18 protein-coding genes are annotated in these 18,392 nt (G+C 65.3%); 12 read left to right on the top strand and 6 right to left on the bottom strand.

Features of this window, described 5'->3' with window-relative positions; genetic code table 11:
• Positions 1 to 13 precede the first annotated feature (13 nt).
• Positions 14 to 2,287 carry an NADP-dependent malic enzyme gene (locus Q0949_RS18175; protein WP_299375735.1) on the bottom strand — a complete coding sequence of 758 codons (2,274 nt, stop codon included), beginning with the start codon at positions 2,285 to 2,287 and terminating at the stop codon, positions 14 to 16.
• A 191-nt stretch (positions 2,288 to 2,478) separates the two neighbouring features.
• Between Q0949_RS18175 and Q0949_RS18170 the strand changes: the two genes are divergently transcribed.
• The 6 genes from Q0949_RS18170 to Q0949_RS18145 all read left to right on the top strand — a co-directional run bounded on the left by Q0949_RS18170 (position 2,479) and on the right by Q0949_RS18145 (position 8,771).
• Positions 2,479 to 3,570 (top strand): cupin domain-containing protein, encoded by a 1,092-nt coding sequence (locus Q0949_RS18170; protein ID WP_299375733.1) that lies wholly within the window; start codon positions 2,479 to 2,481, stop codon positions 3,568 to 3,570.
• 22 nt (positions 3,571 to 3,592) lie between these two features.
• On the top strand, positions 3,593 to 3,991 hold the full coding sequence (locus Q0949_RS18165; RefSeq protein WP_299375730.1) for a cytidine deaminase: 399 nt from the start codon (positions 3,593 to 3,595) through the stop codon (positions 3,989 to 3,991).
• Positions 3,988 to 5,295, top strand: a complete 1,308-nt coding sequence (locus tag Q0949_RS18160; RefSeq protein ID WP_299375727.1) for a thymidine phosphorylase — start codon at positions 3,988 to 3,990, stop codon at positions 5,293 to 5,295. Before Q0949_RS18165 ends, Q0949_RS18160 begins: the two co-directional genes overlap by 4 nt.
• Complete coding sequence (locus Q0949_RS18155) at positions 5,295 to 6,458, top strand: phosphopentomutase (RefSeq protein ID WP_299375724.1); 1,164 nt, start codon at positions 5,295 to 5,297, stop codon at positions 6,456 to 6,458. The genes Q0949_RS18160 and Q0949_RS18155 overlap by 1 nt, the downstream gene beginning before the upstream one ends.
• Positions 6,459 to 6,601: 143 nt before the next feature.
• Positions 6,602 to 7,234, top strand: a complete 633-nt coding sequence (upp, locus tag Q0949_RS18150) for a uracil phosphoribosyltransferase (protein WP_299375721.1) — start codon at positions 6,602 to 6,604, stop codon at positions 7,232 to 7,234.
• Positions 7,235 to 7,301: 67 nt separating this feature from the next.
• Positions 7,302 to 8,771 (top strand): SPOR domain-containing protein, encoded by a 1,470-nt coding sequence (locus Q0949_RS18145; RefSeq protein WP_299375718.1) that lies wholly within the window; start codon positions 7,302 to 7,304, stop codon positions 8,769 to 8,771.
• A gap of 16 nt (positions 8,772 to 8,787) precedes the next feature.
• Here Q0949_RS18145 and Q0949_RS18140 read toward each other — a convergent pair whose 3' ends face one another.
• Complete coding sequence (locus Q0949_RS18140; RefSeq protein ID WP_299375715.1) at positions 8,788 to 9,807, bottom strand: hypothetical protein; 1,020 nt, start codon at positions 9,805 to 9,807, stop codon at positions 8,788 to 8,790.
• Positions 9,808 to 9,997: 190 nt separating this feature from the next.
• Here Q0949_RS18140 and Q0949_RS18135 point away from each other — a divergent pair, with 190 nt between their 5' ends.
• The 3 genes from Q0949_RS18135 to Q0949_RS18125 are packed head-to-tail and all read left to right on the top strand — an operon-like array spanning position 9,998 to position 11,568.
• A complete protein-coding gene (locus tag Q0949_RS18135) occupies positions 9,998 to 10,450 on the top strand; it encodes a hypothetical protein (RefSeq protein ID WP_299375712.1) in 453 nt (150 codons plus the stop codon).
• Positions 10,447 to 11,007: a hypothetical protein gene (locus Q0949_RS18130; RefSeq protein ID WP_299375709.1), complete on the top strand. Its 561-nt coding sequence runs from the start codon at positions 10,447 to 10,449 to the stop codon at positions 11,005 to 11,007. The genes Q0949_RS18135 and Q0949_RS18130 overlap by 4 nt, the downstream gene beginning before the upstream one ends.
• A gap of 15 nt (positions 11,008 to 11,022) precedes the next feature.
• Positions 11,023 to 11,568: an SCO family protein gene (locus Q0949_RS18125; protein ID WP_299375707.1), complete on the top strand. Its 546-nt coding sequence runs from the start codon at positions 11,023 to 11,025 to the stop codon at positions 11,566 to 11,568.
• 8 nt (positions 11,569 to 11,576) lie between these two features.
• Here Q0949_RS18125 and Q0949_RS18120 read toward each other — a convergent pair whose 3' ends face one another.
• A complete protein-coding gene (locus Q0949_RS18120) occupies positions 11,577 to 12,713 on the bottom strand; it encodes a Coenzyme F420 hydrogenase/dehydrogenase, beta subunit C-terminal domain (protein WP_299376036.1) in 1,137 nt (378 codons plus the stop codon).
• 53 nt (positions 12,714 to 12,766) lie between these two features.
• Positions 12,767 to 13,528: an NAD kinase gene (locus tag Q0949_RS18115; protein ID WP_299375704.1), complete on the bottom strand. Its 762-nt coding sequence runs from the start codon at positions 13,526 to 13,528 to the stop codon at positions 12,767 to 12,769.
• A gap of 172 nt (positions 13,529 to 13,700) precedes the next feature.
• Here Q0949_RS18115 and glyA point away from each other — a divergent pair, with 172 nt between their 5' ends.
• Positions 13,701 to 14,996, top strand: a complete 1,296-nt coding sequence (gene glyA, locus Q0949_RS18110; protein WP_299375701.1) for a serine hydroxymethyltransferase — start codon at positions 13,701 to 13,703, stop codon at positions 14,994 to 14,996.
• 55 nt (positions 14,997 to 15,051) lie between these two features.
• On the opposite strand, the gene Q0949_RS18105 is transcribed toward glyA, so the two are convergent.
• Positions 15,052 to 15,426: a hypothetical protein gene (locus tag Q0949_RS18105; RefSeq protein ID WP_299375698.1), complete on the bottom strand. Its 375-nt coding sequence runs from the start codon at positions 15,424 to 15,426 to the stop codon at positions 15,052 to 15,054.
• Positions 15,427 to 15,516: 90 nt separating this feature from the next.
• Between Q0949_RS18105 and Q0949_RS18100 the strand changes: the two genes are divergently transcribed.
• The gene (locus Q0949_RS18100) at positions 15,517 to 16,281 is read left to right on the top strand and encodes an alpha/beta fold hydrolase (protein WP_299375695.1); all 765 of its coding nucleotides are present in this window, start codon (positions 15,517 to 15,519) and stop codon (positions 16,279 to 16,281) included.
• Between the two features lie 65 nt (positions 16,282 to 16,346).
• Positions 16,347 to 17,594, top strand: a complete 1,248-nt coding sequence (locus Q0949_RS18095) for a cyclopropane-fatty-acyl-phospholipid synthase family protein (protein ID WP_299375692.1) — start codon at positions 16,347 to 16,349, stop codon at positions 17,592 to 17,594.
• Here Q0949_RS18095 and Q0949_RS18090 read toward each other — a convergent pair.
• Positions 17,591 to 18,262, bottom strand: a complete 672-nt coding sequence (locus Q0949_RS18090) for an HAD-IA family hydrolase (protein ID WP_299375689.1) — start codon at positions 18,260 to 18,262, stop codon at positions 17,591 to 17,593. The two genes, Q0949_RS18095 and Q0949_RS18090, sit on opposite strands and share 4 nt — an antisense overlap.
• Between the last annotated feature and the right edge of the window lie 130 nt (positions 18,263 to 18,392).

Here is an 18,392-nt window from a genome sequence, read left to right as displayed (position 1 = left end):
ATGAGGCCTATACTTAGCCGTATTGGGTGACCGGCGTGCCCGCGACGGCGGACATATTGAGCAGACCGCGCGCGGTGATCGAAGGCGACACGATATGGGCACGGTTGCCCATGCCCATGAGGATCGGACCGACCTCGAGCCCGCCGCCCTTCATCTTGAGAATGTTGCGCACGCCCGACGCCGCGTCGGCATGGGCAAAGACCAGCACGTTTGCCGCCCCTTCCATGCGGTTGCCGGGAAAGAGCCGCGCGCGCAGGTCGGGATCGAGGGCGGTGTCGATGTTCATCTCGCCCTCGTAGCAAAAGTCGTGACCCGCGGCATCGAGCAGACGCAGCGCCTCGCGCAAGCGCCAGCCGGAGCCGTCGCCCTGATTGCCGAACTGACTTTGGGAACAGAAGGCGATTTTTGGCTCGACCCCGAAGCGGCGCACGTGGCGTGCCGCGCCGACGGCGATTTCTGCAATCTCGTCAGGTGTCGGATGCAGGTGCACCTGCGTGTCGGTGATAAAGAGCGGACCGTCCTCGAGGATCATCATCGACAGCGCGCCGACCGGGTGGTGGCCGTTACGGCCCAGCACCTGTGTGATGTAGTTGAGATGCCAGCGGAATTCGCCAAAGGTGCCGCAGATCAGGCTGTCGGCTTCTTCGCGGTGGACCATGACCGCACCGATGGCGGTGGTGTTGGTGCGCATGATGGCGCGGGCCAGGTCGGGGGTCACGCCTTGCCGGCACATCAGCTCGTGATAGGTGCCCCAATAGTCGCGGTAGCGGGGGTCGTTTTCGGGGTTCACCAGATCGACCGTATCGCCCAGTTTGATCGTCAGACCCGCGCGTTCGATGCGGGCGTTGATCACGTCGGGACGGCCGATGAGGATCGGGCGTTCGGTGGTTTCCTCGACCATGGCCTGGGCTGCGCGCAGCACGCGCTCGTCCTCGCCCTCGGCAAAGACGATGCGGCGCGAGGTGACGCGGGCGGCCTCGAAGACCGGACGCATCAGGAGGGCGGATTTGAAGACCGAGCCGTCGAGACGGGTCTTGTAGGCGTCGAGATCGGCGATGGGGCGTTTGGCAACGCCTGTTTCCATCGCCGCGCGGGCCACGGCCGAACTGACGATGCCCACGAGGCGCGGATCGAAGGGTTTGGGGATCAGGTAGTCCGCCCCGAAAGTCAGCTGCTCGCCCTGATAGGCGGCTGCGGCCTCGGCGCTGGTGGTGGCACGGGCCAGGGCCGCGATGCCGTCGATACAGGCCAGTTGCATTTCGTCGTTGATCGTTGTGGCCCCTACATCCAGCGCACCGCGGAAGATGAAGGGGAAACAGAGCACGTTGTTGACCTGATTGGGAAAATCGCTGCGACCCGTGGCGATGATCGCGTCAGGCGCCACGGCCCGCGCGTCATCGGGCAGGATTTCGGGCGTGGGGTTGGCCAGGGCAAAGATGATCGGTCGCTTGGCCATTTTGCCGACATTCTCGGCGCTGAGCACACCGGGGCCCGAGAGGCCAAGAAAGAGGTCGGCCCCGTCAATGACATCGTCCAGCGTGCGGTGGTCGCTGGCTTGGGCAAAGGCGGCCTTGGCCGGGTTCATGTCAATCTCGCGCCCCTCATAGACCAGCCCGTGGATGTCGCAGAGCCAGACATTTTCGCGCTTGACGCCCAGTTTGAGCAGCATATTGAGGCAGGCGATGCCCGCGGCACCGCCGCCCGTCGAGACGATCTTGATCTCCTCGAAGGATTTTCCGGCGACATGCAGCGCGTTCTTGGCCGCAGCGCCCACCACGATGGCAGTGCCGTGCTGATCGTCGTGGAAGACGGGGATGTTCATCCGTTCGCGGCAGAGCTTTTCGACAACAAAGCAGTCGGGGGCCTTGATATCCTCGAGGTTAATCGCGCCAAAGGTGGGCTCAAGCGCGCAGACGATGTCGGCGAGTTTTTCGGGGTCGGTTTCATTCACCTCGATGTCGAAACAGTCGATGGAGGCGAATTTCTTGAAAAGGACGGCCTTGCCCTCCATCACCGGTTTGGAGGCCAGCGCGCCGATATTGCCCAGCCCCAGCACGGCGGAGCCGTTAGAGACCACCGCCACGAGGTTGCCACGGGCGGTGAAGCGGGCGGCGTTTTCGGGGTCGTCCTTGATCTCAAGGCAGGCCTCGGCCACTCCCGGGGAGTAGGCGCGCGCCAGATCGCGGCCATTGGCCATGGGCTTGGTGGCGCGGATTTCGAGTTTTCCGGGTTTGGGGAATTCGTGATAGGCGAGCGCGGCCTCGCGCAGGTTCGGTGTATCGGACATGGATTCCCCTTGGGTCTGCAGATTTGGTTTAGCGTTAAACTATTTTTCAGGCTGCGCCAATTGACGTTTGGTCACGGGGCGCAATCGTGATCCAAAGGCGCGCGTGCCGCGCATGCCATGTTTTAGGGGGCCAGCCCCCATTGCATTCGCAATTCCCCCGAAGTTTATTTGGCAAGATGAGGAGAGCAGCTATGGCCGAGATACGCGCTGAGATACGGTTGCCGACGCAGGAGCTGCGCGATGACATTCCGTTTTTCACCAAGACGTTGGGGATGCGGATGGACATGATCTATCCTGCGGATGATCCGTCGGTGGCGGTGTTTTCGGGCCATGGGCTGCGGGTGCGGATCGAGGCCGGGGCCAGTGAGCCGCCCGGGACCTTGCGCATTTTGACTGACGATCCGGACGGGTTTGCGGATGGGGCGCGGGTGTTGACTGCGCCCAATGGGACGCGGGTCGAGATTGATGTGTTGCGTCCCCCGATGGTGATGCCGGAGACGGTGCATTCCTTTGTGGTGCGGCGTCTGGCGGATCAGGCGCCTTGGGTGATTGGCAGGGCGGGGATGCATTACCGTGACCTGATCCCGGATCGGTTGGGCGGGTCGATCATTGCCAGTCATATCCGCATTCCTGACGGCGGCCCGGTGCCGGATATGGTGCATTACCATACGGTCGGGTTTCAGTTGATCTATTGTTATCGGGGGTGGGTCGATCTGGTCTATGAGGATCAGGGGGAGCCGTTCCGCTTGGAGGCGGGGTGTTGCGTGATCCAGCCGCCCGAGATACGGCATCGTGTGCTCTTTGCCAGCGACAATATCGAGGTGATCGAGATTGGTGTGCCGGCGGAACATGTGACGACGATTGATCACGAGATGGACCTGCCCAACGGGCCTGCGGACCCGGCGCGGCGGTTTCAGGGGCAGGCGTTTGTGCATCACAAGGTGGGTGAGGCGGTATGGCAGCCGTTTCGCATGGCCGGGTTCGAGGCGCGGGATACCGGCATTGCCACGGGCACAAACGGGGTTGCCGGTGTGCAGGTGGCACGGCGCAGCACCGGCGAGACCGCATGGACCGCCCATGACAGCGACATCCTGTTCACCTTTGTGATGGAGGGGCGCATGGTGCTGCACGGGGAAGGCCGCGATCCTTTCCCCCTTGAGCCGGGTGACGCCTTTGTTATTCCACCGGGGATGGCGGTGCGCTATGCAGAGCCTTCGGATGATTTGGAGCTGCTTGAGGTGTCGCTGCCGGGTGTGTTTACGACGCGGAGCCTGGACAGGTGAGCCGGGGACATAAGAGGACGTGATGACCGATTTGAAATCCGCCGCCATTGCCGTGCGCGAGAATGCGCATGCGCCTTATTCCAACTTTCAGGTCGGCGCGGCGTTGCGCACGGCCTCGGGCGCCATATTCGCGGGCTGCAATGTCGAGAACGTCGCCTATCCGCAGGGCACCTGTGCCGAAGCGGGGGCGATTGCCGCGATGGTGGCAGCAGGTGAGCGCGAGATTGCGGAAGTGTACGTGGTGGCGGGCAGCCCGATGCCGGTGACACCCTGCGGCGGGTGCCGTCAGAAGCTGGCGGAGTTTGGCGGTGGTGACGTGCCGGTGACTATGGCCACCGTGGCCGGGGTCGAGCAGCGCACCACTTTGGGTGAATTGCTGCCCGGCGCGTTCAGCCAGGCCTTTCTGGAAACTGACACATGAGCCAGGCGCGCACGATCATTGCCAAGCTGCGCCAGCGTCAGACGCCCAGCCGGGACGAGCTGAACTGGTTTGCGACCGGGTTGGCCGATGGCACGGTGACGGATGCGCAGGCCGGGGCGTATGCCATGGCGGTCTGTCTGAACGGGTTGGGCGATGTGGGCCGCGTGGCGCTGACCATTGCGATGCGCGATTCCGGACAGGTGCTGGATTGGGACCTGCCGGGGCCGGTGTTGGACAAGCATTCCACGGGCGGCGTGGGCGACTGCGTCAGCCTGATTCTTGCGCCTGCGCTGGCGGCCTGCGGGGCCTATGTGCCAATGATTTCAGGGCGTGGGTTGGGTCACACGGGCGGCACGCTGGACAAGCTGGACTGTATTCCCGGTCTGTCGACACAGTTGAGCGAGGCGCGGCTGCGCGACGTGGTGGCGCGGGCGGGCTGTGCGATCGTGGGCGCGACCAGTGACATCGCGCCGGCTGACAAGCGGCTCTATGCGGTGCGGGACGTGACATCGACGGTGGACAGTCTGGATCTGATCACGGCATCGATCCTGTCCAAGAAACTGGCGGCAGGGTTGGCGGGGTTGGTGCTGGACGTCAAGGTCGGCTCCGGCGCGTTCATGAAGGACATGGCGGCGGCGCGGGGGCTGGCCGATGCGTTGGTCAAGACGGCCAATGCGTCGGGCTGCAAGACGACGGCGCTGATCACGGATATGAACCAGCCACTGGCCCCGGCCCTTGGCAATGCGCTGGAGGTGGCGGAGGTGATGCGGGTGCTGACCGGCAAGGCCAAAGGGCCGCTGGTTGAGATTTCGGCGGCCCTGGGCGGCGTGTTGCTGGCCAATGGCGGGTTGGCGGCGGATGTGCAGGCGGGCGCGGATGCGGTTGCGCGCGCCATTGCGGATGGCCGCGCCGCAGAGCGGTTCGGCACCATGGTCGCGGCGATGGGTGGGCCGGTACAGTTCGTCGATACCTGGCCTCGGTTCCTGCCGGAGGCCACGGTGATCCGCGAGATTGCGGCACCACGCACCAGCTATGTCACGGCGATTGACGGTGAGGCGCTGGGGCTGGCGGTTGTCGATCTGGGCGGTGGGCGCAAGGTCGAGGGCGACCGGTTGAACCTCGCCGTCGGGCTGTCGGATGTTGTGCGGCTGGGCACGCGGGTCAGCAAGGGCTCGCCGCTGGCAGTGGTGCATGCCGCGCGCGCTGCGGATGCGGACCGGGCCGAGGCCGCGGTGCGGGCGGCGATCACGCTGGGCACGGCGCAGGCGCCGGTGCCCGAGTTGATCGTGGAGCGGATCGGCTGATGCCGCGCGCGTTCCTTGTCGTCATGGATTCGGTGGGCATTGGCGGTGCGCCCGATGCGCATGCCTATTTCAATGGGGATGTGCCGGACACTGGCGCGAACACGCTGGGCCATATCATGGACGCCTGTGCGGCGGGCCATGCGGATGAGGGACGGCGCGGTGCGTTGCGTGTCCCGAACCTGATGGATTTGGGGCTGTCTGATGCCATGGCGCTGGCCGCTGGTGAGACCGTGGCGGCACCGCGCGCGGGTGCCGCGACTGAGACATCGCAGGGCAAGGACACGCCGTCAGGGCATTGGGAGTTGGCAGGTCTGCCGGTGCCGTGGGATTGGCACTATTTTCCGAAGGCCGATCCGGCCTTTCCCGATACCGTGGTGCAGGCGGTGTGTGAGGCGGCGGGTGTCGCGGGCATATTGGGAAATTGCCATGCGTCGGGCACAGAGATCATCGCGCGGCACGGGGACGCGCACGTGCAGTCCGGGCAGCCGATTTGCTATACCTCCGCCGACAGCGTGTTTCAGATTGCGGCGCATGAGGAGGCCTTTGGGCTGGAGCGGTTGCTGGACTTGTGCGCAGCCGTGGCACCGATGCTGCATGAGATGCGGGTTGGTCGGGTGATTGCGCGGCCCTTTGTCGGCACGGAAGGGGCGTTTGAGCGGACGACCAACAGGCGCGATTTTGCCATCATGCCACCGGCGCCGATCCTGACCAACTGGGTGCAGGATGCGGGGCGTGCGGTTTACGGTGTGGGCAAGGTGGGCGACATCTTTTCCATGCAGGGCTTCGATGAGGTGCGCAAGGGCGATGACCGCGCGCTGATGGGGCATCTGGCGGATCTGGTGGAGGAGGCCGCCGAGGGCAGTCTGACATTCGCCAATTTCGTGGAGTTCGACAGCCTCTATGGGCATCGGCGGGATGTGGCGGGCTATGCCCGGCATCTGGAGTGGTTCGATGCGGAGATCGGGAGGTTGCGCGCAGGGTTGCGGCCCGGCGATCTGTTGGTGCTGACGGCGGATCACGGCAATGACCCCACATGGGTTGGCACCGATCACACGCGCGAGCGGGTGCCGGTTTTGGTGGAGGGGGCCGCGGCACCGGGTTTGATCGGATTTGCGGATGTGGCCCATGTGGTCGCGCGGCACCTCGGCGTTTCACCAAAATGAGCGCCTGACGGCGCATGCGATGTTTTTGCGCTGACGCGCATTGGGGCGCTGCCCCAAACCCCGAGGTATTTTCCGGCGAAAGGAAGGGGGATTGTTCCCGGCGCTCGCGCGTTGCAGAAGGAGGGCAAAAGAGGAGCTGCCCCATGTCCGACCATTTGACCGTCGTCGATCACCCTTTGGTACAGCACAAGCTGACCATCATGCGCGACCGGGACACGCCCACGGCGGTGTTTCGGCAGTTGCTGCGCGAGATCAGCCAGCTTTTGGCTTACGAGGTCACGCGCGGGTTGCCGATGACGACCAAGCGGATCGAGACGCCGATGCAGGCGATGGATGCGCCGACGCTGGCGGGCAAGAAGCTGGCGTTGATCTCGATCCTGCGGGCAGGCAACGGCTTGCTGGACGGGGTGCTGGAGTTGATCCCGTCGGCACGGGTCGGGTTCGTAGGGCTTTATCGGGACGAAGAGACGCTGGAGCCGGTGCAGTACTACTTCAAGGCGCCCGAGGGGTTGGATGACCGTTTGGTGATTGCGGTCGATCCGATGCTGGCCACGGGCAATTCGTCGGCGGCGGCGATTGACCTGCTGAAAGAAGCGGGGGCCACCAACATCCGGTTCCTGTGCCTGCTGGCCGCACCGGAGGGAATCGCCCGGATGCAGGAGGCGCATCCGGATGTGCCCATCGTCACGGCGGCGGTGGATGAGCGTCTGAACGAGGTCGGATACATTGTTCCGGGCCTTGGGGACGCCGGAGATCGCATGTTTGGAACCAAATAGCGGCGCTGTGACTTTACTCCGCGTGGCAGTTCGGGCATCGTTCACGCCATATCTTGTGGGGGATATAATGAAAGTTACAAGAGTTGTCGCGCTCGCTGTCATCGCTGCGTCCTTGGGCGTCGGTGTGCTGCATGCCCAGAACCTGCGGAATGCCCAGACCCCGGCGGAGTTTCCGCCGTCTTCGTTCAAGGCATCGCAATATGTGGACAGCAAGGGCTGTGTGTTCATCCGTGCCGGGATTGACGGCAACATCACATGGGTGCCGCGGGTCAACCGCCAGCGGCAGGTGATCTGCGGGCAGACGCCATCGCTGAGCGCCAATGCGGCCCAGTCCGCACGTAGCCAGCCTGCGCAAACCGCGCGTAATGTCGAACAGATCACTGTTGATCCCCCTGCACAGGCAGCTGCCCCTGCGCCAGCGCCGGTGCAGGCCGAAGTCAGATCGCCCAAATCGCCGCCCGCGCCCGTGGCCCGCGCGACTCCGCGCCCGGCACCTGCCGCCGCGCCGCGCCGCGTGGCAACGCCCAAACCTGCGCCCAAGGCCGTGCGCCGCGTCGCAACGCCTGCGCCGCAGGTTGTCGTACCGGCCCCTGCACCTGTACCGCGCCGCGTCGTGCAAGCGCCTGCGCCCGCCCCGGTGGCGCCGCAACAGAGAACGGTCGCGCAAGCGCAACCTGCCTGCACCGGCGCATCGCCGATCAGCGCGCGATACATCAACTCGGGCGCGCGCGCCCCGGTCCGCTGCGGCCCGCAGCCGATCGCCCGCGCCACCGCCCCCGGCCCGCGCACCGTCGCGGTGGCACCCACCGTGCGCCGGGTGAAACCTGCCGCAGCACCTGCCATCCGCCGGGTCCCTGCACGCACCGCGGGCGTCAGCCCCCAGACGCGGGTTGTGCCGCGCCACGTCTATGATGCGCGCCAGCCCGCCAGCGCCTACCGGGTGCCCAATGGATACCGGCCCGTATGGGAAGATGACCGTCTGAACCCGCGCCGCGCCGAACAAACGCTGGAAGGCGTCGCGCGCACGCGGCTGATCTGGACCAACACCGTGCCCCGCCGCCTGATCGAGCGGGAGACCGGGCGGGACGTGACCGCGACCGTGCCGCTTGTATATCCCTACACGGACGTCGAGACCCAGAACCGCGAGTTGGGCACCGTGACGCTCGTGCGCCGCGACGGGGTCCTGGGCAAACGCATCGTGCGCCACAAGGCCAAGGCGCGTCAGCCCACCGTGTCGACGAAATCCGCACCGGCCCCCGTGGTGAAACCGGCGCCGGCGCGCGCCACCCCCAAGCCTGCGCCCAAGGCGGCCAGCACGGGCCGCTACGTCCAGGTCGGCACCTTTGGCAACCCGGCCAATGCACAGGCCGCGGCCCAGCGGATCATCCGCGCCGGTCTGCCTGCACGCATCGGCAAGACGACACGCGGCGGCAAGAGCTATCAGGTGGTGGTGGCCGGGCCCTTTGCCCAGGCCGATCTGAACCGCGCGCTGCGCCGCAGCCGGTCTGCCGGGTTCTCGGACGCGTTCATCCGCTGACACCGCGCTGGCGGTCTCAGCCTTCGCAGATGCTTTGCAATTGCAGCCAATCCCGGTCGGGCATGATCGGGTTTGGCGCGCTTTGCGCCATCGGGTCCGCCTCGATCAGTTCCAGTGTTTCCTCGCCCGAGATGTCGCGCGCGCGGGCATAGGGCGTGCTGCGCACCTCGGCTTGGGCAAATGCGGGCAGCACCATGTCTGGCGACAGGGCCGTGACGGGGCGGGACAGCTGCGCCTCGGTATAGGCGTCAAGCGCGGCACTGGGCACTTCGCCCGTGGTCAGGAGCATGGCGGTGGCGCGGGTGCCTGCATGGTCCAGCAGATCGCGTAGCGGCGGGGTCAGCGTACTGCGGACCTCTTCGACCAGCACATAGCCCGCGGCCACATCCGGTTCCTCGAAATCCTCGACCAGCGCGCGGTTCAGCAGCACGGTTCCTCCGGGCAGCGACAGCGCCTCGCGCACGCCCCCGGGCAGGATCATCACGCGGGCCGCACCCGTGCGCCCGGCCAGCGCGGTCAGCGCGCCCTGCGCCTCGGGCGTCCGGCAGGGTGCGCCCGACACGCGGGTGATGCGGGCCAGCAGAGCGCCGCCGATCTCGGCCTGTTTGACGGCCGGAACCACGCGCATCGCGTGATCGACCAGCGCGCCGGGCAGCCAGAACACGCCCAATGCTGCCACCGCCGCCATCGACAGCCCCACCCCCAGCCAGCGCAGGCGGCCGGGATGCGGGCGGGCGCGGGCCACCGCGTCGCGCAGCGTGTCGATGGCGGTGATCATCTCGGCTTCGTCGGGGGACAGTTCCAGCGTCTCGCCGGGATCGCCGTCGGGATGGAACAACGCATTTGCGGACGCGGCAGGGGTATCGGCGCGTTCGACCGCAGCCAGCGACCAGTGGGTGATGGCGCGGTCGTTCAGATCCGAAATCACCAGCGTCGCGTTGCCGATGGACACCACCACCTCGCGGCGCTGCGCGTCGGGGTTAGCACGCCACAGGCCCGTCGCTTCGAGCCGGTCGTATTTGGTGAGAGCTGTCATGCCTGTGGTGCCGGGGCCTGTTCTGCGCGGTCGGCGTTTTCGCCTGCTTTTGGTTGGGCGCCAGACTAGCATGGTGCGCGGGACAGGCCAAGCGATCACGAATCGCACGAAAACCAAAAGCGTGATTTGACGCAGGCACGGACCTGCGCAAGGCTGGGGTCACGTCATCACGAAGCGAGGACACAGACGAATGCGATCTTTGATCATTGCGGCCCTTGCCGCGCTGGCCCTGCCCGGGGCCGGACATGCCGCCGAAGGCACGCGGGTGCAGGTCACCGGCGAAATCATCGACACCTGGTGCTATTACTCCGGCGTCATGGGCAGCCCGGACGCGGTCGTGGGCTCGGCCCATCACACATGTGCCCTGTGGTGCAGCGCGGGCGGCATCCCGGTCGGGCTGCTGGCCGAGGACGGCACGGTCTACATGGTGCTCAAGGTCGAGGACGACGCGCAGGCCGCAGGCGGTGACACGCTGCTCCGGCTGGCCGCGCATACGGTCGAGGCAGACGGAATGCTCTATGAACGGGACGGGCTGAACTATCTCGTCGTGTCCGATGTCGTGTCCGATCAGGACATCACCAATGTGAACCACAACGATTACGGCAACGTGCCGTCGTTCTCTATTCCGGATCCGAACAAATGAAGCATCTGATTGCCATTCTGGCCATGGCGGCCAGCCCGCTCGCCGCGCAGGATTTCTCGGAAGGGTCCGAGGCGCGCAGCTGGAACCTTTACGCCGAGGTGCCTGCCAAGTTTGACGCCGAGGTTGTGGATGTGCTGTGCACGCTCACGGGCGATTGCCCCGACGATTGCGGCGCGGGCAAGCGACAGCTGGGCCTCGTGCGCGCCGCTGACGGTGTTCTGGTCCTGCCGATGAAGAACAGCCAGCCGGCCTTTACCGGTGCCGCCGTGGAACTCGCGCCATTTTGCGGCCAGCAGGTCACGGTGGACGGTCTGATGCTGGATGACCCGGAACTGGGCGCCAACAACGTCTATCTGTTGCAGACGATCCAGGCCGCCGGTGCCGACAAGATCAAGGCCAACAAGTGGACCAAGAATTGGGCCAAGGAACATCCCGAGGCCAAGGGCAAAGGCCCGTGGTTCCGCCGTGATCCCCGCATCAAGGAGATCATCGCGACCGAAGGCTATCTGGGTCTGGGCCTCGAAGAGGACGCCACGTTCATCGCCGAGAACTTCTGAACCATGCGGCGTTTGATGGCCCTTTTGTGTCTGGCCGCGATGCCCGCGGCCGCACAAAGCCCGTTTCCGGTCGCGATCGGCGGGCCCTATAGCCTGACTGACCAGTTCGGCCAGACACGGACCCAGGCGGATCCGGACGGGCGCGCGCAGCTGGTGTTCTTTGGCTATGCCAATTGTCTCAACATCTGCTCAGCAGCCTTGCCGCTGATGGCACAGGTGGTGGACGATCTGGCCGCCGACGGCATCGCCGTGACGCCGGTGATGATAACGGTGGCGCCCGATCAGGACACGGTCGAGACAATGGGCGCGCCACTCGCCGAGATCCACCCGGATTTTATCGGGCTGACTGGCGATACGCAGGCGTTGCAGGTCGCCTATGACGCCTTCAGCGTCGAGGTGGAGCCGCTGTTTCAGGACCCGGAATATGGCTGGATCTATTCCCATGGCAGCTTCCTGCACTTGCTGGATGGGGACGGCGACACGCTGACCCTGTTGCCGCCGGTGCTGGACGTGACGCAGGCCGCGCAGATCGCGCGGTCCTACCTGACACCCCAAAGTTAGTCTCTGGGTTAATCGCGGGGCGGCGTTTCGCCGTCCTGCGGGGTCAGGTCATAGGGTGCCGCGATGCGCCAGACGTGGTCGGGGATCATGTTCTTCATCTTGGCGGGCATGGCCTGTCGCAGGTGCAGGATCGTCTCCGCCGCTTTCATCTCGACCCGCGTGCGCGCAAATTCGAGGCCACGTGGACCGGTGCGCGGTTGCAGCCAGCTGACGATGGGGCGCACCCAGTCGGGCATCCGCCGCAGCGGCAGACCACCCGCCGCCCGCGCGGTGTTGGCGATGAACCCCTTGACCGCCGCATGCCGCTTTCCCTTCGACCCCGGCGCGGACAGCACCACCCGGTCGCCCAGCCCCGCCAGCATTTCCGCCCCGCGCGCGTTGCGCACCACCAGCCATTGCGCCCCCTCTCCTGCCATGTAGCCCACGGTGATATCCGCCAGCGTATTGGTATAATCCACGCAAGTCCGACACGTCAGCGGAAAGAAATCCCCCGGCAGGTCAGAGATCGGCAAGCTGAGAAACGGGATAAGCCGCGTGCGACCGTCATCAAAGCGCAGCTCGACCCTGTAGTCGGCGCGGAACTCCAGATAGCTGATCGTGTCCGGTGCTTCGTCCAGCAGCGACAGGAACGTGTGGAAATTCTCGGTCGTGGTGTTGTCGGAACAGGGCGTGCCGATGACATAGATGCGGTCGAAGCCCAGCGACGCCTCGAGCCGCCGGAGCGCATAGACCTGACAGGGGATGCCCACCACGGCAAGGCGCGTGTACCCCGCCGCCTGCGCGTCCTCCACCAGCGCCAGCAGGGGCGCATAGCCCATGCGCATGCCGCGCGCGCGCACCATATCGGCGGCTTCGGTGATCAGCGCGGGCTGTGGTTTCCAACGGTCATGCGGATCCGGCACCATGGTAAGCACCGCATCCACCTTGCCCCGCGCCAACAGGTCGGCGGCCAGTGCCGTGGTGATGCCCGTCCACTGCGCGCCTTGCACCGCCGGGGTCAGCGCGGCGCGGTACATCGCGTCGAAGGGGCCAAAGAACTGCTCATCCCCGTCGCCCCGCGCGCGCCCGTGCACGACACGTTCCATTCCGGGGTAATCGGGCTTGATGAACTGGCAGGCCATGCCGCAGGCGGACGGGTCCGCCATCCGCGACACGCCGCAATCGGTGCAGAGACTGCGCGGCACCGGAGCGCGCAGGGTCACGTGAACTGTTCCGAAATCAACCGCTCCTCAAGCCCGTGACCGGGATCAAAGAGGATGCGGTGTTCGACTGATGGCTCGGACTGGATCTCGACCGAGGTGACAAAACGGATGGACCGCGAATCCGCCTCGGCCATCACCGGGCGCTTCTCGAATTCCTGCACGTCAAAGCGGACTTTCGCCATCTTGGGCAACAGCGCCCCCCGCCAGCGGCGCGGACGAAAGGCCGCCACCGCCGTCAGCGCCAGCACGTCAGAGCCGATGGGCAGTACGGGACCGTGGGCCGAATAATTGTAGGCGGTGGAGCCCGCAGGTGTGGCCACCAGCGCACCGTCGCAGACCAGCTCCTCCATCCGCAGGCGGCCATCGACCGTGATCCGCAGCTTGGCCGCTTGCGGGCCCGCGCGCAGCAGTGACACCTCGTTGATCGCCAATGCCTGATGTTCGCGCCCGTCGCGGTCCCACGCCGTCATCGACAGCGGGTTCAGCGTCGCCTCCTCCGCCGCCTCCAGCCGCGCCTCAAGGCCCGATTCGCTGTATTCATTCATCAGGAACCCGATGGTCCCGCGGTTCATCCCGTAAACCGGAGCCGGCAGTCCTTGGGTACTATGCAGGGTCTGCAACATGAATCCGTCCCCGCCCAGCGCCACGATAACGTCCGCCTCGGGCATCGGCACATCGCCATAGCGGGCCAAAAGGGCGGCCCGCGCCGTCTGGGCCACGGGGGCGCGGCTGGCGGCAAAGGCGATCTTGAGCGGCATGCAGGTTTCCTATGGCGGTCGTTCGACGTCAAAAGAACCATATATGTTCGCCCCTTACCAGCATTGCCGCAGCAAACTGTCGTTTGGTCGCTTTACATCCTTTGCCATCCGTACCGTTTCCGATAGGAAACGGCCCACAGATGACCCCGACTCGATCCACAGGAGAGTGCCCATGAACGCGCCCCATCGCACAGACGGTTTTTTCACCCAGTCCCTCGCAGACCGTGATCCGGAGCTCTTTGGCTCCATCCGCGACGAGCTGGGCCGCCAGCGCGACGAGATCGAGCTGATCGCGTCCGAAAACATCGTCTCGGCGGCGGTGCTCGAGGCGCAAGGGTCGGTCATGACCAACAAATACGCCGAAGGCTATCCCGGTCGCCGCTACTACGGCGGGTGCCAATATGTCGACGTGGCCGAGAATCTCGCCATCGAGCGGGCCAAGCAACTGTTTGATTGCGGCTTTGCCAACGTGCAGCCGAACTCGGGCAGCCAGGCCAACCAGGGTGTGTTCCAGGCGCTGTTGCAGCCCGGCGATACCATCCTCGGCATGTCGCTCGACGCCGGTGGCCACCTCACCCACGGCGCGCGCCCCAACCAGTCGGGCAAATGGTTCAATGCCGTGCAATACGGCGTGCGCCGCGACACGCTGGACATCGACTATGACCAGATCGAAGCACTGGCGCTGGAGCATAAGCCTCAGATGATCATCGCCGGTGGCTCTGCCATTCCGCGCGTCATCGACTTTGCCCGCATCCGCGAGATCGCGGACAAGGTCGGCGCATGGGTGCTGGCGGATGTCGCGCACTTTGCCGGGCTGATCGCCGCAGGCGAGTACCCCAACCCGTTCCCGCATGTGCACGTGGCCACCACCACCACGCACAAGACCCTGCGCGGCCCCCGCGGCGGCATGATCCTGACCAATGACGAGGCGCTGGCCAAGAAGTTCAACTCCGCCATCTTCCCCGGCATTCAAGGCGGCCCGCTGATGCACGTGATCGCGGCCAAGGCCGTGGCCTTTGGCGAGGCGCTGGAGCCGTCGTTCAAAACCTACCAGCAGCAGGTGATCAAGAACGCCCAGGCGCTGGCCGATCAGCTGATGAAAGGCGGGCTTGGTACAGTCACCGGCGGCACCGACACCCACGTGATGTTGGTCGACCTGCGCCCCAAAGGGGTCAAGGGCAACGCGACCGAAAAGGCCTTGGGCCGGGCGCACATCACCTGCAACAAGAACGGTGTTCCGTTCGACGATGAAAAACCCACGATCACCAGCGGCATCCGCCTCGGCTCGCCCGCGGGCACCACGCGGGGCTTTGGCGAGGCAGAGTTCCGCCAGATCGGCGACTGGATCATCGAGGTGGTCGACGGGCTGGCTGCCCATGGCGAGGACGGCAATGCCGAGGTCGAGGCCAAGGTCCGCGCCGAAGTGGCCGCACTCTGCGGTCAGTTCCCGCTCTATCCCGGCCTCTGATCCGGAACCAAACCAAAACCCGCAGGCTCAGGCCTGCGGGTTTTTTCATGCCCGCTCAGACCTGCCCGGCCCAGACCATCCAGACGATGAACAGCACGAGGATCAACAGGATGTTGAACGCGATGGACCCGGCCAGACCCAGCCACATGCCCTTGCGCAGATCGGCCCGGTCAATCCCGTCCAGCCATTCGACAATCTGTTCCTCGGCCACGCTCAGGGCTACACCATCGACCTGCCGCATCAGCTTGGGGTGCCCGCCCAGCGCCTGCGCCTGAACGATCTTGGCCGCCTGCGCGCGCAGGCGTTTCGGCAACCGCCGTCCGGCACGGCGCACGGCCTTGTCCAGCGTCTTGGCCCGGACGCCAAAGGCGCCGTCAAGCGCGCTCTGCACCCGGTCGGCGCGGGCCTGTATGCTGGCTTGGGTTTCCATGGCCGCAGTCTTAGCGGCCGCACGGGCCACACTCAATCCCTGCGGCAATGCCGCTGGTGCCTGCAAGGGATGTTGGTTAAGTCTGCGCCCATGTTGACCTACACAGAAATCGGGGACGGCCCCGGCCCCGCCCTCCTGATCGCCCACGGCCTCTATGGGTCGGGCCGCAACTGGGGGGTCATCGCCAAACGGCTCTCGGACAGCCGGCGGGTGATCACCGTGGACATGCGCAATCATGGCCACAGCTTCCGCGCGGACAGCCACACCTATCCCGACCTCGCCGCTGATCTGGCGCAGGTGATCGACCATCTGGGTGCGCCCATGGATGTTGTGGGCCACTCGATGGGGGGCAAGGCGGCAATGGTGCTGGCGCTCACGCGACCCGACACGCTGCGCCGGCTGGTGATCGGCGACATCGCGCCGGTGGGCTACACCCATACCCAGATCCAGTACATCGACGCCATGCGACAGGTCGATCTGGACGCGGTCACCCGCCGGTCGGACGCCAATGACCAACTGGCCGCTCTGGGCGTCGACCCGGCCTTGTGCAGTTTTCTGACCCAATCGCTGGACGTGGCAGAAAAACGCTGGCGGCTCAATCTGGACGCGCTGGCCGCCAACATGCCCGCGATTCTGGATTTTCCCGACCTGGACAGCACCTATGCGGGCCCCACCCTGTTCCTGTCGGGCGGACAGTCCGATTACGTCGCGCGCACCTACCGCGACCGGATCCGGCACCTGTTTCCCGCCGCGCGCTTTGCCAAGATCCCCAAGGCCGGACATTGGCTCCATGCGGACGACCCACGTGCATTTGAAGGCACCGTGAGGGCTTATTTGGACGCACCAGACCTCTGACCCTTGACGCAAGCCCATGTGATCCCCCAATTTTATGAAGGGAGTGAACATGAACGGGTGACTGTATGTGGGACAAGCTGCTGGATCGTTTTCTAAACGGGATGATGGTCGAGGACCGTCTGAGCATCACCTATCCTGACGGCACGACGCGCGATTACGGCCCGGACACCGGCGCGCAGGCGCATTTGCATATCTCCGAGGCGGCCACGGTGCGTGCGATCATCCTCAACCCCGATCTGGGGCTGGGCGAAGGGTACATGGACGGCACCGTCACGCCGCAGAGCTGCACCCTCGACGAGGTGCTGACCGTCATCATCCGCAACCGGTTCAAGGGGCATTTGCCGCCCTGGCTCTTGATGGCGAACCGCGCGCGGTTCCACGCCCGCCGGTTCATCCAGCACAACGCGCCGCGCGCGTCGCGCCAGAACGTGGCGCATCACTATGACATCTCGGACGATCTCTATCGGTTGTTTCTGGACGAGGACATGCAATATTCCTGCGCCTATTTCCGCGATGATGCCATGACGCTGGAAGAGGCACAGATTGCGAAAAAGGCGCATATCGCGGCCAAGCTGCGGCTGGAGCCAGGCATGCGGGTGCTGGACATCGGCTGTGGCTGGGGTGGTATGGCGTTGACGCTGGCGCGGGACTATGGCTGTGAGGTTACGGGCATCACGTTGAGCGAAAACCAGTTGGCCACCGCTCGGCGCCGGGCCGAGGCCGCAGGGCTTGCCGACCGGATCCAGTTCAACCTTCAGGATTACCGCCACACCAACGGCACCTTTGACCGGATTGTGTCAGTGGGCATGCTCGAACATGTGGGCGTGCCCAATTTCGGCACCTATTTCAACAAGGTGGCAGAGCTCTTGGACGCCGACGGTGTCGCGCTGATCCACACGATAGGACGGTCCGCGCCGCCGATGGCGCATTCGTCCTGGATCAACAAATACATCTTTCCCGGCGGCTATGTCCCGTCGCTGTCGGAACTGGCCCCGGCGATGGAACGGTCAGGCCTTTGGCAAACGGATATCGAGGTCTGGCGGCTGCACTATGCCAAGACGATCCGCCACTGGCGCAGCCGCTTTGACGCACAGATCGATGCGGTGTCGCAGATGTATGACGACCGTTTCGTGCGCATGTTCCGCTACTACCTGACAGTGTGCATCCTCGCCTTTGAACACCAGATGCAGGGGGTTTATCACCTGCAACTGGCGCATAAGCGGGATGCGGTGCCGCTGACGCGCGACTATCTTCATGCGGGCACCGCCACAGCTGCGGCAGCACCCAGGCCGCGCCTGCGCGAAGACGCCTAAGCCGCGATGGCCGCACTGCGCAAGAGCGTGACAGCGGGCGTGCCCACCACCTCGACCCCGTTACCAAAGTCACGGCCTGCCGCGTTCTCGCCCGGATAGGCCAGCGTGCGGATGCCCGCGGCAACGGCGGCTTGCGCGCTCTCGGGCGTATCCTCGATGGCCAGCGCCTCCTCCCCCGTCACACCGAGGCTGCGCAGCGCCTCGTTATAGATGTCTGGGGCGGGTTTGGCGCGCGGGGCCAGCGTGCTGTCCCCGATGAAATCAAAGACCGATGGCGAAATGCTGCCTTCGAGGGCGCGCAGGATGCCCGCGACCTGACGCGGATCCGTGCCGGTGACAAAACCGATCTTCATGTTCTGCGCCTGCGCCTCGGCGATCAGGTCGGCAATACCGGGCCGCAGGTCGATGCCCATGGCCAGCGCCGCGTCAAAGGCGCGGACCTTGTCCTCGTAAACCTTGTCGATGTCGACCTCGGCCCCCTGCCGGGCCGCGTGATGGGCCAGCCGCGCCTTGCCCCCCGGCACCTCAAGCAGCGCGCGATAGGTGTCGGCATCCCAGTGCCAGATCAGCTCGTTCATCTCGAAGGCGGTATTGAACGCACGGCGTTGCAGATCGGATGTTTCCGCCAGCACGCCGATAGACCCCAAAAGCAGTGTTGAATACGCCATTTCCCGTAATTCTCCTCGTTGGATTGATCGCGCACAGGCGGCCAACGCACCGCGGCGCCAAAGAGTTCCGCGCGCCGACACATATTTCATCCCGCCACGGCGTGGCTTCCTCTTGCACATGCCTGCGCCA

It is taken from the genome of uncultured Tateyamaria sp., assembly GCF_947487805.1.
GTDB lineage: Bacteria > Pseudomonadota > Alphaproteobacteria > Rhodobacterales > Rhodobacteraceae > Tateyamaria.
The sequence above is the reverse complement of the archived record's forward strand: the minus strand, read 5'-3'. Positions and strand labels throughout refer to the sequence as shown.

Bases quoted from the DNA above. Each gene is read 5' to 3' on its own strand.
- Q0949_RS18175 (WP_299375735.1), bottom strand. From the start codon at position 2,287: ATGTCCGATACACCGAACCTGCGCGAGGCCGCGCTCGCCTATCACGAA.
- Q0949_RS18170 (WP_299375733.1), top strand. From the start codon at position 2,479: ATGGCCGAGATACGCGCTGAGATACGGTTGCCGACGCAGGAGCTGCGC.
- Q0949_RS18165 (WP_299375730.1), top strand. From the start codon at position 3,593: ATGACCGATTTGAAATCCGCCGCCATTGCCGTGCGCGAGAATGCGCAT.
- Q0949_RS18160 (WP_299375727.1), top strand. From the start codon at position 3,988: ATGAGCCAGGCGCGCACGATCATTGCCAAGCTGCGCCAGCGTCAGACG.
- Q0949_RS18155 (WP_299375724.1), top strand. From the start codon at position 5,295: ATGCCGCGCGCGTTCCTTGTCGTCATGGATTCGGTGGGCATTGGCGGT.
- upp (WP_299375721.1), top strand. From the start codon at position 6,602: ATGTCCGACCATTTGACCGTCGTCGATCACCCTTTGGTACAGCACAAG.
- Q0949_RS18145 (WP_299375718.1), top strand. From the start codon at position 7,302: ATGAAAGTTACAAGAGTTGTCGCGCTCGCTGTCATCGCTGCGTCCTTG.
- Q0949_RS18140 (WP_299375715.1), bottom strand. From the start codon at position 9,807: ATGACAGCTCTCACCAAATACGACCGGCTCGAAGCGACGGGCCTGTGG.
- Q0949_RS18135 (WP_299375712.1), top strand. From the start codon at position 9,998: ATGCGATCTTTGATCATTGCGGCCCTTGCCGCGCTGGCCCTGCCCGGG.
- Q0949_RS18130 (WP_299375709.1), top strand. From the start codon at position 10,447: ATGAAGCATCTGATTGCCATTCTGGCCATGGCGGCCAGCCCGCTCGCC.
- Q0949_RS18125 (WP_299375707.1), top strand. From the start codon at position 11,023: ATGGCCCTTTTGTGTCTGGCCGCGATGCCCGCGGCCGCACAAAGCCCG.
- Q0949_RS18120 (WP_299376036.1), bottom strand. From the start codon at position 12,713: ATGGCGGACCCGTCCGCCTGCGGCATGGCCTGCCAGTTCATCAAGCCC.
- Q0949_RS18115 (WP_299375704.1), bottom strand. From the start codon at position 13,528: ATGCCGCTCAAGATCGCCTTTGCCGCCAGCCGCGCCCCCGTGGCCCAG.
- glyA (WP_299375701.1), top strand. From the start codon at position 13,701: ATGAACGCGCCCCATCGCACAGACGGTTTTTTCACCCAGTCCCTCGCA.
- Q0949_RS18105 (WP_299375698.1), bottom strand. From the start codon at position 15,426: ATGGAAACCCAAGCCAGCATACAGGCCCGCGCCGACCGGGTGCAGAGC.
- Q0949_RS18100 (WP_299375695.1), top strand. From the start codon at position 15,517: ATGTTGACCTACACAGAAATCGGGGACGGCCCCGGCCCCGCCCTCCTG.
- Q0949_RS18095 (WP_299375692.1), top strand. From the start codon at position 16,347: ATGTGGGACAAGCTGCTGGATCGTTTTCTAAACGGGATGATGGTCGAG.
- Q0949_RS18090 (WP_299375689.1), bottom strand. From the start codon at position 18,262: ATGGCGTATTCAACACTGCTTTTGGGGTCTATCGGCGTGCTGGCGGAA.